The 12,529-nt window shown below is 68.4% G+C and carries 16 protein-coding genes; 8 read left to right on the top strand and 8 right to left on the bottom strand.

Going from position 1 to position 12,529, the window contains the following annotated elements:
• Nucleotides 1-7: 7 nt before the first annotated feature.
• From I4U41_RS05840 to I4U41_RS05870, 7 genes are all read right to left on the bottom strand, one after another.
• Nucleotides 8-502, bottom strand: a complete 495-nt coding sequence (locus I4U41_RS05840; RefSeq protein WP_206860147.1) for a GNAT family N-acetyltransferase — start codon at nt 500-502, stop codon at nt 8-10.
• Nucleotides 503-581: 79 nt separating this feature from the next.
• Entirely contained in the window at nt 582-1,298 is a 717-nt protein-coding gene (locus tag I4U41_RS05845) for a hypothetical protein (RefSeq protein WP_206860148.1), read from the bottom strand.
• A 65-nt stretch (nt 1,299-1,363) separates the two neighbouring features.
• Complete coding sequence (locus I4U41_RS05850; protein WP_206860149.1) at nt 1,364-1,819, bottom strand: hypothetical protein; 456 nt, start codon at nt 1,817-1,819, stop codon at nt 1,364-1,366.
• 124 nt (nt 1,820-1,943) lie between these two features.
• Entirely contained in the window at nt 1,944-2,663 is a 720-nt protein-coding gene (locus I4U41_RS05855) for an HAD family hydrolase (RefSeq protein ID WP_206860150.1), read from the bottom strand.
• Between the two features lie 155 nt (nt 2,664-2,818).
• Complete coding sequence (locus tag I4U41_RS05860) at nt 2,819-3,193, bottom strand: EF-hand domain-containing protein (RefSeq protein WP_206860151.1); 375 nt, start codon at nt 3,191-3,193, stop codon at nt 2,819-2,821.
• A gap of 301 nt (nt 3,194-3,494) precedes the next feature.
• Nucleotides 3,495-3,689 (bottom strand): zinc ribbon domain-containing protein, encoded by a 195-nt coding sequence (locus I4U41_RS05865; RefSeq protein ID WP_206860152.1) that lies wholly within the window; start codon nt 3,687-3,689, stop codon nt 3,495-3,497.
• A gap of 1 nt (nt 3,690) precedes the next feature.
• Nucleotides 3,691-4,200 carry a hypothetical protein gene (locus I4U41_RS05870; RefSeq protein ID WP_206860153.1) on the bottom strand — a complete coding sequence of 170 codons (510 nt, stop codon included), beginning with the start codon at nt 4,198-4,200 and terminating at the stop codon, nt 3,691-3,693.
• A gap of 142 nt (nt 4,201-4,342) precedes the next feature.
• On the opposite strand from I4U41_RS05870, the gene I4U41_RS05875 reads away from it, so the two are divergent.
• A complete protein-coding gene (locus tag I4U41_RS05875) occupies nt 4,343-4,840 on the top strand; it encodes a hypothetical protein (protein ID WP_206860154.1) in 498 nt (165 codons plus the stop codon).
• Nucleotides 4,841-4,845: 5 nt separating this feature from the next.
• Here the strand turns inward: I4U41_RS05875 and I4U41_RS05880 are convergent, their stop codons facing one another.
• Nucleotides 4,846-5,640 carry a lytic transglycosylase domain-containing protein gene (locus I4U41_RS05880; RefSeq protein WP_206860155.1) on the bottom strand — a complete coding sequence of 265 codons (795 nt, stop codon included), beginning with the start codon at nt 5,638-5,640 and terminating at the stop codon, nt 4,846-4,848.
• 143 nt (nt 5,641-5,783) lie between these two features.
• Between I4U41_RS05880 and hemN the strand changes: the two genes are divergently transcribed.
• The 7 genes from hemN to I4U41_RS05915 all read left to right on the top strand — a co-directional run bounded on the left by hemN (nt 5,784) and on the right by I4U41_RS05915 (nt 12,524).
• Nucleotides 5,784-7,178, top strand: coding sequence for an oxygen-independent coproporphyrinogen III oxidase (gene hemN, locus I4U41_RS05885; protein WP_206860156.1), 1,395 nt, complete (start codon nt 5,784-5,786; stop codon nt 7,176-7,178).
• A gap of 311 nt (nt 7,179-7,489) precedes the next feature.
• Nucleotides 7,490-8,929, top strand: coding sequence for a cytochrome-c oxidase, cbb3-type subunit I (ccoN, locus tag I4U41_RS05890; RefSeq protein ID WP_206860157.1), 1,440 nt, complete (start codon nt 7,490-7,492; stop codon nt 8,927-8,929).
• A gap of 10 nt (nt 8,930-8,939) precedes the next feature.
• Nucleotides 8,940-9,554, top strand: a complete 615-nt coding sequence (gene ccoO, locus I4U41_RS05895) for a cytochrome-c oxidase, cbb3-type subunit II (protein ID WP_206860158.1) — start codon at nt 8,940-8,942, stop codon at nt 9,552-9,554.
• Between the two features lies 1 nt (nt 9,555).
• Nucleotides 9,556-9,696 carry a cbb3-type cytochrome oxidase subunit 3 gene (locus I4U41_RS05900; RefSeq protein WP_206860159.1) on the top strand — a complete coding sequence of 47 codons (141 nt, stop codon included), beginning with the start codon at nt 9,556-9,558 and terminating at the stop codon, nt 9,694-9,696.
• On the top strand, nt 9,693-10,625 hold the full coding sequence (gene ccoP / locus I4U41_RS05905; protein ID WP_206860160.1) for a cytochrome-c oxidase, cbb3-type subunit III: 933 nt from the start codon (nt 9,693-9,695) through the stop codon (nt 10,623-10,625). Before I4U41_RS05900 ends, ccoP begins: the two co-directional genes overlap by 4 nt.
• Before the next feature lie 25 nt (nt 10,626-10,650).
• Nucleotides 10,651-10,944: a hypothetical protein gene (locus tag I4U41_RS05910; protein WP_206860161.1), complete on the top strand. Its 294-nt coding sequence runs from the start codon at nt 10,651-10,653 to the stop codon at nt 10,942-10,944.
• 26 nt (nt 10,945-10,970) lie between these two features.
• Nucleotides 10,971-12,524 carry a 4Fe-4S dicluster domain-containing protein gene (locus I4U41_RS05915; protein ID WP_206860162.1) on the top strand — a complete coding sequence of 518 codons (1,554 nt, stop codon included), beginning with the start codon at nt 10,971-10,973 and terminating at the stop codon, nt 12,522-12,524.
• Nucleotides 12,525-12,529: the final 5 nt, after the last annotated feature.

Consider the following 12,529-nt stretch of genomic DNA (forward strand, 5'->3'; position numbering starts at 1 on the left):
GTTCACGTCACGCCGGCGCGGGGCCGTCCGGTTCCCACACCATGTACACGTCCGCGCGCGCGTAGTGCGAACCGGGGCGCGGCGCGGGGTGATGGCGGAAGCCGACGCTTTCGTACAACGCCAGCGCGGGACCGAGCTTGCGGTTGGATTCGAGGAAGAGTTCGCGACCGCCGAGCGCGCGGAACAGGTCGAGCGCGCCCAGCATCAGCCTGCGGCCGACGCCGCCGCCGCGCACGTCCGGCGCCACCACCATCTTGGTGAGTTCGTACACGCCGTCGGATTCGCGCTTGAGCGCGACGGTGCCGATGGCGCGGTCGTCCCCGTCGACGGCGAACAGCACGTGGCCGCCGTGGGCGAGGATGTGGGTTTCCGGATCGCCCAGCACTTCACGGTCGATCGGCTCGACCGTGAACCAGCGTTCGAGCCATTCCAGGTTGAGTCGGGCGAAGTCCTCGCGCCAGCACGGCGCGTAATCGACGATGCGGATGGTGGGGGCGTTCATGCCGCCATGATAGGCGCCGCCGCGCCCCAAACGCATGCGGCGGCCGAAGCCGCCGCATGGAACGCAACACGGGCCGGACTCAGCCCTTGTTCGGGCCGCCCTTCTGCTTCCCGTCGGACTTGCCGTTGCCTTTGCCCTTCGGAGTGCCGCCGGCCTTGTCGTTTCCCTTGTTGCTGCCGGCGTCCTTGTTGCCGGCCGCCTTCGTCTTGCCCGAAGACGCAGCGCCCTTGTTCGAGGGTCCCTTGTCCGAGGACTTCGACGCTCCCCCGCCCTGCTTCGCCCTGGCCGGTTCGCGCGGCCGGCCGGGGAAATCGCGCGCGAGGTCGGCATCGAGCGTGATGCTGCGACCCCAGCGGTCGTAACTCGGGACGAAGCCCTTCTTCAGCCGGTGGAATTCCGCCGAACCCGGTTTGATGCCGAGGTTCTTCGCGACCGCGCCCCAGCCGAGCCCGTGGTCGCGCTCCCACACGTCGGCGACGTAGCGGCACGGGCGGCCCAGCACGGAGGCGATCGCGCAGGCGAAGTACACGTCGCCCGGCGCCCAGCGGCGATCCACCAGCAGTTCGCTGACCAGATCGCGCGGCGCGCCGTAGTAACGCACCATCTCGTCCACGAACGGATCGCGGTAACGCGTGCCGTAGCGGTTCATGTCCGACAGCCAGGTATCGACCCAGACGTCGCCCGAGCGCGGATTCCAGCCGAAGGTGTAGTCCTGCGCCGAGGCCGAGCCCCAGCCGAGCGTCGCCGCGGCGGCCACCAGCACCGCGCCGAGTCGTGCACGCCACGTCATCGCCATGTCCAAGCTCCTCTCGTCGTCGAAGGGACGCCACGAAGGCATCCCCTTATGGTCCACGCCCATGATCAGTCACCGCGCCAGCGGCGCTCGTAACGGTCGCGATAGTCGCGATGGTAACGGCGGTCGTCCCAGCGGCGGTCGTGGTGGTAGTAGCCGCGATCGTAGCGACGGTCGTAGCGCGCGTCGTAGTAATGGGTGGTGCACTTGCCGTGCTTGTTGCAGCGCCCGCGCGGGGAATTCCAGTATCCGTACGCGTTGCCGTACGGCGGGCCGGCGCGGTATACGCGGCGGTAGTAGTTCGGACGGCCGCGGTAGTCGTGCACGACGACCAGGCGGTCGCGATAGCCGCGGTCGTAGCGATAGTACGGATAGCCGCCGTGATAGATCACGTCGGCGACGTCCACCACGACACGCGCCCAGTCGTCGCCGGCGCGCGCCGGTGCCGGCGCGGTCGCGGCGACGGCGCCCAGTCCTGCGGCCAGCACCATCGGGGCGAACCATCGGGTCAGGACGGTGGCCATTGTCTGCGCTCCTCGATGCCCGCACCCCGCGGGCCTTGCGGCCACGATGCGGCTGGCGCGGTGAACGCCTTTTTAATCCGGCCGGGCCGCCCCGCGTGCGCTCAGCCGCGGTTGGGGAACGTGTTCAAGCCGCGCGGGCGGCGAGGTCGCGCACCGCGCCGGGCAGTTCGTGCGCGCTGGCGATGCGGCGCAGGCGCGGCGCGTCGTCGGCGACGTCGGCTTCGTTCTCGTGGCCCCAGGTGGTGTGGTACGGCACGTGGATGCCCCACCCGCCCAGTTCCAGGACCGGCGCGATGTCCGAACGCAGCGAGTTGCCGACCATGACGAAGCGCTCGGCCGGCAGTTCGAATTCGTCCAGCAGCCGCGCGTACGTCGCCGCATCCTTCTCGCTGACGATCTCGATGCGCCGGAACAGATCGGCGAACCCGCACTGGCGCACCTTCGCTTCCTGGTGGAACAGGTCGCCCTTGGTGATCAGCACCACGTCGAAGTCCGCGGCAATGGCTTCCACCGCCTCGCGCACGCCCGGCAGCAGTTCGACCGGATGGCGCAGCAGCGCCTTGCCGAGTTCGACGATGCGATGCACGTCGCGCGCCTCGATGCGCTGCGCGGTGATGTCCACCGCCGCTTCGATCATCGACAGCACCATGCCCTTCACGCCATAGCCGAACAGCGCGATGTTGCGCTTCTCGACTTCGTACAGGCGCTCCTGCACGCGCGCGTCGCGCAGGTCCACGTAGGTGCCGACGATGCGTTCGAATTCGAGCTGGGCGTCGTCGAAATAGTCCTGGCTGCGCCAGAGGGTGTCGTCGGCGTCGAAGCCGATCAGCTGGATGGCGGTCATGCGGGCAGTTTAATGGAGGCGGATGTCGCGCGGCCCGGCGTGACGATGGCGGTTGCGGCATTCGCACGACACGAGCAAAGACAAGGGCGGCCGGAGCCGCCCTTGTTCCGTGTCCAACCAATGCGCGAGTTGGACGGATCGACCGCAACGGCGCCTTACTTGCCGCCGCTGTTGCCCGCCGCGCCGCCCTGCGCCTTGGCGACGTAGGCCTTGTATTCGTCGGCGGTCAGCGCGCCATCGGCGTCGGCGTCGGCCTGGTCGAAGACCTGGCTCAGCGCCGGCACGCTGGAGGCTTCGGACTTGCTCAGCGAGCCGTTCTTGTCGGTGTCGACGTCAGACCAGCTCTTCTTGCCCGAGCTGCTGCCCTGCGCCGCGCTCGTATCCGACGCACCGGCGGCGCCGGCCTGGTCGGACGAGGTGGTCGGATCCTGCGGCTGCGGCGAAGCGGTCTGCGCGAACGCGAGCGGCGCCGCGAGGAAGGCGGCCAGTGCGGCGGCGGCGAGCAGCGGCTTGCGGTTCTGGATGGTCATGCGATGTCTCCTGGAGGGAAGGAAGTTCTGCGCGTGCTTGCCCGAGGCGTGCCGCACGGATCGACCTTGACGTGTCCGCGATGAACGAGCGCGCGTGCCCGGCCGTTAAGGCAACGTTGCCTTAACCATTCGAGCGTGCGTGGAGGCTAGGAAGGCGCCTCGGTCGTGATGTCCGACACGCTCGAGCGTGACCTGCGCCGCAGTTATCGCGCGCCCCGCACGCGTCTGGCGGCTGAACGGAACACAACCTTCACCGCGCCACAGGTCAACGCCTCCCCTGCTGGCGCGTTGACCGCGTCCTTCAGGCCTCGTCCTCGCGATCGACGCTGACGTCGAGTTCGCCGTCCCCGTCCACGCGCACGCGCACGCGCACCACCATCGGACGGCAGCACACGTGGCAGTCCTCGACGTACGACTGCGCGCCCGCGGAATCGTCGACGAACAGCGTCAGCGGCTCGCCGCAGTAGGGGCACGTCACGTCGACCGGAGGCAGCACGTCACTTCGCCTTCGGCAGCGCCTCGTCCGGTGCGAGCGTCAGCACGATGTCGACCGGCGTGCCGGGGTTGTGGCTGCGCAGGTGCAGCTCGCTTGCGTCCAGGCGAAGAATGTCGGTGGGATACGCCTGCCCTTCCTCGACCATCGTCAGCTGGCCGTTCTCGAAGCGCCACTCGCCGCGCATCGGCGTGCCGTTCGGCGAATCGATCACGAGCGTTCCGTCCGACAGGAACGCGTACACCGTGTCGGGTTCCACCGCGCTCGACGACTTGACGCGCCATACCTTATCGGTGAACGCCGCCGGCGTGACGGCCGGCGCTGCGGGCGCCGCGGCTTCCCCTGGTGCGGGCTGGTCGGTCGAACGGGCCGGTTGCTGCGAGGTGTCGGCGGTGACCTGCGGCGTGTCGGCGACGGGCCGCGCCTGTTCCGACGTCGAGGGCGCCTGGCAGGCCGCCAGCACGCACGCGGCGATCGCGCCGCACAGTACGGAAGAACGCGCGGAAAGACGCATGGTTCGGCACCCGTGTCGGTAGGTGCGCGCACCTTATCACCGCGCGCGCGAGACCCGCGTTCATCACGTCCCAATAACCGCGGCGCGGCAAAGCTGCGGGCATCCATACCGTGCGCCGGCAGCACGGATGAGGGAGGCTCCGATGAAAGTCCGCCACGTATTCAGCACGCCCGATCTCGACACCGCGCAGGCCGTGATGAACGCCGCGCGCAGCGCCGGCGTGCACGACGACGACATCCTGCTCGTCGCGCGTTCGGACATCGAACTGGAGGAGATCCCCAACGAACTGAAGGAAGCCGACACCGACCTGATGCCCGCCGCCCTGCGCGGTGCAGGCTACGGCGGCGCGGCGGGCCTGCTCGCGGGGTTGGCGGCGATCGTGATCACGCCGATCGGCCTGACGCTCGCCGGCGCAGCCGCCGCGGCGGTGGCCGGCGCGCTGGTGGGATCGTGGGCCTCGGCGCTGGTGGGTTCGTCGCTGCCGGACCCGATCCGCCGCAAGTTCGATGCGGAAATCCAGGAGGGCCGCATTCTCGTCGTGCTCGACGGCGACAAGGATTTCCTCGACCGCACCGAAACGCAGATCGTCGCCGCCGGCGGCACGCATCTTCCCTACGAGTCGACCAAGGCGATGGCGTAAGCACGTTACGGCGAGGCGAGCGCGCCGCTGCGCGACTTGGCCGAAGGTTTCTCCAGCGCGGCGCGATAGCGCCCATGCAAGGCCTGCACCTTCGCGACGTACGCCTGCGTTTCCGCGTAAGGCGGCACGCCGCCATAACGCGCGACCGTCCCGATACCCGCGTTGTAGGCCGCCGCGACCAGCGTCATGTCGTTGCGATAGCGGCGCATCAGCGCGCGCAGGTGACGCGCGCCGGCCATGATCGATTCGTCCTGCGAGAACGGGTCGGCGACGCCGTACTCGCGGCTGGTATCGGGCATCAACTGCATCACGCCCTGCGCGCCTTTCGACGAAACGGCTGCGGCGTCGTAATCGCTCTCCGCGTGCGCGATCGCACGCAGCCAGGCCTCGTCCACGCCCGTCGCCTTCGCCGCGGCGCGGAACTGCTTCGGGTAGCGATCCAGCTTCGGCGGACCGACGCGCCCGAGGCCTGCATGCGCGGGCTCGCCCGGCGGCGCCGGCACGGTGAACGACAGCACTTTCACCGCGCCCGGCAGCTTGCGCGTGCCGTACACCGGCTTGCCGTCCTGCATGCGTTCGTACAGCACGCCGCTCACCGCTTCGCCGGTGCCGAACAGGTTCGTCACGCTCGCGGCGTTGTCGTCGATGTGCTTGGCCGTGCAACGCGAGCCGGGCTCCGGCGCGGTCGACAGACTGACGGTGCCATCGCGCACGCAGCGGTATACGGTGCGTGCTTCCACGCTGCCGGCGATCAGGAGCGCCAGTGCGAAGAGCGCGACGGCGGAACGGGAGCGGACCATCCCGCGGATTCTAGGCAGCGCACCCGAACGCGAATGCAACGAAGCCGTGCCGTCCGTCGGCCGGGACCGCACGCCCACAGGCTCGCGGACGCGAATTGACCCAGGTCAAAAAGGCCCCGGACCGGCGCCGATAGGCTCCGCGCATGCCCATCGCGCCGCCCTTTCCCACCGAACTGCTGCGCCGCTACGACCGGCCCGGCCCGCGCTACACCTCCTATCCCACGGCGCCCCAGTTCAGCGCGGATTTCGGCGCGCAGCAGCTGCGCGACGCGGCCCTGGGCAGCAACGGCGATCCGATTCCCCGCCGCCTCTCGCTCTATGTGCACGTGCCGTTCTGCGCGCGTCCGTGTTTCTACTGCGGTTGCAACCGCGTGATCACGCGCGACCGCGCGCGCAGCGAGCCCTACCGCACGCGACTGGCGCGCGAGATCGGGATGATGTCCGGCCTGTTCGATCCCGACCGCGAAGTCGTGCAGTTGCACTTCGGCGGAGGCACGCCGAACTTCTTCACGCCCGCGCAGCTGCGCGCGACCGTGCAGGACCTGCGCGACCATTTCCGCTTCAGCACTGCTGCCAATCGCGACATCTCGATCGAGCTCGATCCGCGCGAACTCACACCGGACGATGTTGCCGGACTCGCCGACGCCGGCTTCAACCGCGCGAGCCTGGGCGTGCAGGATTTCGACCCCGACGTGCAGCGCGCGGTGAATCGCGGGCAGGACGTCGACGCGACGCTGGCGATCATCGACGCGTGCCGCACGCACGGCATGCGCTCGGTCAACGTCGACCTGATCTATGGATTGCCGTTGCAGACGCTGGATGGCTTCGCACGCACGCTCGACATCGTGGTCGCCGCGCGCCCGCATCGCCTGGCGGTCTACAGCTACGCGCACCTGCCGGAACTGTTCAAGCCGCAACGGCAGATCCGCGCCGAGGACCTGCCGTCGAGCGAACTCAAGCTGGAACTGCTGCGACTGGCGATCGAACGGCTCACCGCCGCCGGTTATGTGTACATCGGCATGGACCACTTCGCGCTGCCCGACGACGAGCTCGCGCTCGCGCAGGCGCGCGGCGGCCTGCATCGGAATTTCATGGGGTACACCACGCATGCCGACTGCGATCTTGTCGGCTTCGGCGTGAGCGCGATCAGCCGCATCGGCGACAGCTACAGCCAGAATCCGCGCGAACTGCCGGCGTGGGAGGAGGCGATCGACGCGCCGCGCCTGCCGGTGTGGCGCGGGTTGCGCCTGACCGACGACGACCAGCTGCGCGCGGACGTGATCCAGCGCCTGATGTGCCAGGGCGAAATAGCCATCGGCGCGATCGAGCGCGCGCACGGGATCGACTTCACGCACCACTTCGCCGACGCGCTTGCCCGCCTGCAGCCCCTGCAGGACGACGGGCTGGTCTGGATCGAGCCCGAACGCATCGTCGCCACGCGCGAGGGGCGGTTGCTGTTGCGGGTGATCGCGATGTGCTTCGACGCGTACCTCCGGCAGCCGCAGGCGGCGCCGGCGCGCTATTCGCGGACGGTCTAGGCGCGGGCGAGTCAACGCCGCCAGGCGGAAGCCGCAGCCCGGGGTCGCCCTCGCGGCAGCTGCGACTTCCATCGCGACAAGCCCTTCTGGGCGGTCGTACCCATCTGGTCCTGATCCCCGCGCGGTACTGCGCGCCCCCCCGTCCAACCGCCCCCCGGAACCCTGAACGGGCTCAGCCGCCGAACGGTCGGCCGGCCCCGTCCGGTTGCGCTTGAATGCCGTAGCCGACGCTTTGATCGAAATCAAGCGCGGCGCATGAACGGGTTCCTAACATGCCGCGACCCCGGCCCTGCCGCTCGGGAGTGTCCATCATGCATACCCAACCAGAAACCTATAACGACAAGATCGTGCGCCAGTTCACCGCGATGACGGTGGTCTGGGGCATCGTCGGCATGGCGGTCGGCGTGTTCATCGCCGCCCAGCTGTATTGGCCGGCGCTCAACTTCGACATCCCGTGGCTGAGCTACGGCCGGTTGCGGCCGTTGCACACCAACGCGGTGATCTTCGCCTTCGGCGGCTGCGCGCTGATCGCCACCAGCTACCACATCGTGCAGCGCACCTGCCATGTGCGGCTGGCGTTCGACAAGCTGGCGGCCTTCACCTTCTGGGGCTGGCAGGCGGTCATCGTGGCGGCGGCGATCACGCTGCCGATGGGCCTCACGCAAGGCAAGGAATACGCCGAGCTGGAATGGCCGATCGACATCCTGATCACCCTGGTGTGGGTGGCCTACGCGGTGGTGTTCTTCGGCACGATCGTGAAGCGCCGCGTCAAGCACATCTACGTCGCCAACTGGTTCTACGGCGCCTTCATCATCACCATCGCGCTGCTGCACATCGTCAACAACATGGCGATGCCGGCCGGCTGGGGCAAGTCGTACTCGCTCTACACCGGCGCGGTCGACGCGATGGCGCAGTGGTGGTACGGGCACAACGCGGTGGGCTTCTTCCTGACCGCGGGCTTCCTCGGGATGATGTACTACTTCGTCCCGAAGCAGGCCAATCGCCCGGTGTATTCGTACCGGCTGTCGATCGTGCACTTCTGGGCGCTGATCGCCGTGTACATGTGGGCCGGCCCGCACCACCTGCAGTACACCGCGCTGCCGGACTGGGCGCAGTCGCTGGGCATGGTGTTCTCGCTGGTGCTGCTGGCGCCCAGCTGGGGCGGCGCGATCAACGGCATCCTCACGCTCTCCGGCGCGTGGGACAAGCTGCGCACCGATCCGATCCTGAAGTTCCTCATCGTGGCGGTGTCGTTCTACATGATCGCGACCTTCGAAGGTCCGATGATGTCGATCAAGACGGTCAACTCGCTGTCGCACTACACCGACTGGACCGTCGGCCACGTGCATGCCGGCGCGCTGGGCTGGGTGGCGATGATCTCCATCGGTGCGGTCTACGCGATGCTGCCGCGCCTGCTCGGCCAGACGCAGATGCATTCGGTGAAGGCGATCGACCTGCACTTCTGGCTGCACACCGTCGGCGTGGTGTTCTACATCGTCTCGATGTGGATCGCAGGCGTGATGCAGGGCCTGATGTGGCGCGCGACCAACGACGACGGCACGCTGACCTACAGCTTCGTCGAAGCGCTCAACGCCACCTATCCCTACTACCTGGGCCGGCTGCTCGGCGGCCTGATCGTGCTGAGCGGCATGGTCGTCATGGCCTGGAACGTCATCCGCACCTGGCAGCAGGCGCGCGAACTGGCACCCACGCCGGTGCTGCCGCCCGACGCCGCGAGCGCGCACGCCTGAGGTCGACGACATGAGCCATTCACACGAGAAAGTCGAAACCAACGTCGGCCTGATGGCGGTGCTGATCGCCGTCGCGGTCTCCTTCGGCGGGTTGGCGGAAATCGTTCCGCTGATGTACCAGGCCGAGGCGATCACGCCGCTCCCGGGCGTCAAGCCCTACCCCGCGCTCGAACTCGCCGGACGCGACGTCTACGTCCGCGAGGGCTGCTACAACTGCCATTCGCAGATGGTGCGCACGCTGCGCTTCGAAACCGAGCGGTACGGCCACTACTCGCTCGCCGGCGAGTCGGTCTACGACCGCCCGTTCCAGTGGGGTTCCAAGCGCACCGGGCCGGATCTGGCGCGCGTGGGCGGCCGGTATTCCGACGACTGGCACCGCGTGCACCTGATGAACCCGCGCGACGTCGTGCCCGAATCGAACATGCCCGGCTTCCCCTGGCTCGCCGGGGCGAAGGTCGACGGCGAACAGGTGCAGCAGCGCATGAAGGCGCTCAGGACCATCGGCGATCCGTACAGCGCCGAAGACGTCGCCGGCGCGCCGGCCGCGGTGGACGGCAAGACCGAACTCGATGCGGTCGTCGCCTACCTGCAGGGCCTGGGCCGCCACGCTCCGAGGGGAGGCTGACATGGTGTCCGGAATCGTCACGACCGTCCTGCTGGTGCTGTTCGTCGCCGGCTGGGTGTGGGCCTGGAGCCCGAAGCGCAAGAAGGAATTCGACGCGGCTGCACGCATGCCGCTCGATGAAGACCGGGAGACACGGCAATGACCACCGGCTGGTCGATCTATGTGATCGCGATCGTCGTGATCAATCTGTTTGGTTGCCTCTGGCTGATCTGGTGGACCGGCAAGCGCCGGCCGGGCGATCCCGCCCCCACCGACACCAGCCACGTGTGGGACGGCAACCTCACCGAATACAACAAGCCCATGCCGAAGTGGTGGGTGAACCTGTTCTACATCACCATCGTCTTCGCGGTGGGCTACCTGATCTGGTTCCCGGGCCTGGGCGCGTACGCAGGCATGAGCAGGTGGACCTCGGCGAAGGAGCAGGCGTCGGACAAGGCGCGCGACGACGCGAAGCTCGAAGCGGCCTTCGCGCCGTACGCGGGCAAGTCGATCGACACCATCGCGCGCGACCCGAAGGCCGTCGCGCTAGGTCGCTCGATCTTCAACAACACCTGCGCGACCTGCCACGGCTCCACCGCGCAGGGGGCGATCGGCTATCCCAACCTCACCGATCAGGTGTGGCATTGGGGCGGCACGCCGGATGACGTGCTGCATTCGGTGATGGAAGGCCGCGAAGGCGTGATGCCCGAATGGGGCAAGGTGCTTACCGGTATGGGCGGCGACAACGCGGTGGATTACGTGGTCGCTTACGTCCGCACGCTCTCCGACCCGGACAGCATGCAGAACAACTACATGGCCGCGCAGGGCAAGAGCCTCTACAACGGCGTGTGCATCGCGTGCCACGGCGTGGACGGCAAGGGCAACATCGCGATGGGCGCGCCCGACCTGACCGACGACTACTGGCTCTACGGCAATACCAGCGAAAGCCTGCGCCAGACGATCGAGCACGGCCGCCACGGCGTGATGCCCGCATGGCGCACCACGCTGGGCGAAACCCGTTCGCGCCTGGCCGCGGCCTACGTCTGGTCGCTCTCGCACCCCGACAAGCCCCCGGCCACCGCCACGCGCTGAACCTTCACGAGGTGAGCAAGCCGTCATGAGCCAGCCCACACCGCGCTTCGACCACCCGCCCCGACCGCTCTCGCAGCGGCTCGGGGCGATCCTCTGGCCGAGCTTCTTCGCCGCCTGCGTGGCGACGATGGTGTTCTTCGCCTTCGTCGATCCGATCGCGCTGCGCGACATGACCTTCCCGCACCTGCCGATGACACGCACGCTCGGGTACAGCCTGGGCTTTTTCATGTTCTGGCTGGCCACCGCCGGCTCCAGCGCCTTCACCTGGGTGCTGCTGCGCCCGGCCAGCCGCTTCAACGGGCCGCTGCGGCCCGAGTGACACCGACGAGTCGACGAAGAACCGCAATGAACAAGAAGATCGAGATCGACCTGCTCGACGACGGCGGCAACGCCCTGTACGTCAGCGAGCGGAAGATTTATCCGCGCAGCGTCAGCGGCACGTTCCAGACGTGGCGCAACGTCGCGGTCGTGGTGCTGCTGGGCATGTTCTACGTGTTCCCGTGGCTGCGCTGGGACGGGCGACAGGCGGTGCTGTTCGATCTGCCGGCGCGCAAGTTCTACGTGTTCGGGCTGAACTTCTGGCCGCAGGATTTCTTCCTGCTCGCGGTGCTGATGATCATCGCCGGCCTGTCGCTGTTCTTCTTCACCGCCATCGCCGGGCGCCTGTGGTGCGGCTATGCGTGCCCGCAGACGGTGTGGACGGAAGTGTTCCTGTGGATGGAGCGCTGGACCGAAGGCGACCGCAACGCGCGCATGAAGCTCGACGCGGCGCCGTGGAGCGGCGAGAAACTGCTGCGCAAGGGCGGCAAGCACGTGCTGTGGCTGCTGTTCGCGCTGTGGACCGGCTTCACGTTCGTGGGCTTCTTCACGCCGATCACGGAGCTGGCCGCGCGCGTGCCGTTCCTCGGCAATCCACCGGGCTGGGGCGGCTGGGAAACCTTCTGGGTGCTGTTCTACGCCCTGGCGACCTGGGGCAACGCGGGCTTCCTGCGCGAACAGGTCTGCAAGTACATGTGCCCGTATGCGCGCTTCCAGAGCGCGATGTTCGACCGCAACACGCTGATCATCGCCTACGACCCGATGCGCGGCGAACCGCGCGGCCCGCGCAAGCGCGGCCTGGCCAGCGTGCTCGAACGCGCGCGCGGCCTGCTCGATCCGGCCACCGCGTACGACTACGTGTTCCGCGCCGCGCGCCAGGGCAACGCGGTCGCGCTCGGCGCCGCCGGCACCACCGCGGTCACCGACGTGGGCCTGACCGCCGAACCGCTGCCGAAGTTCGCGCCGGAAGAACTCGGCGACTGCATCGACTGCACGATCTGCGTGCAGGTCTGCCCCACCGGCATCGACATCCGCAACGGCCTGCAATACGAGTGCATCGCCTGCGGCGCATGCATCGACGCCTGCGATTCGGTGATGCAGAAGATGGGCTACCCGAACGGCCTGATCCGCTATTCCACGCAGAACGCCATCGACGGCAGGCCCACGCGCGTGGCGCGCCCGCGCGTGCTGCTCTACGGCACGCTGCTGCTGGCGTTGTGCGTGGCGTGGGCGTGGGGCATCGGCCATCGCAGCCCACTGATCGCCGAGGTGCTGCGCGACCGCAACGCGCTGTACCGCGAGACCGCCGCGCAGCGCATCGAGAACACCTACACGCTCAAGCTCGTCAACAAGGACGTGGCGCCGCGCTCCTTCCGCATCCGCGTCGAAGCGCCGGCGGGCATCGAGCTTCGCGACGGCGTGCAGACCATCGACGCCGGCGCCGAGCAGGTGCTGAACCTGCCGCTGGTGCTGGCCGCGCCGTCGCACGTGCGCGGCAAGCAGGCGGTGACCTTCCATGTCGAACGCGTCGACGGCGCCGCAAGCGCGTCGGTCGAATCGACCTTCTTCGGACCGATGTGATGGGC

The organism is Lysobacter changpingensis (assembly GCF_017308985.1).
GTDB lineage: Bacteria > Pseudomonadota > Gammaproteobacteria > Xanthomonadales > Xanthomonadaceae > Lysobacter_J > Lysobacter_J changpingensis.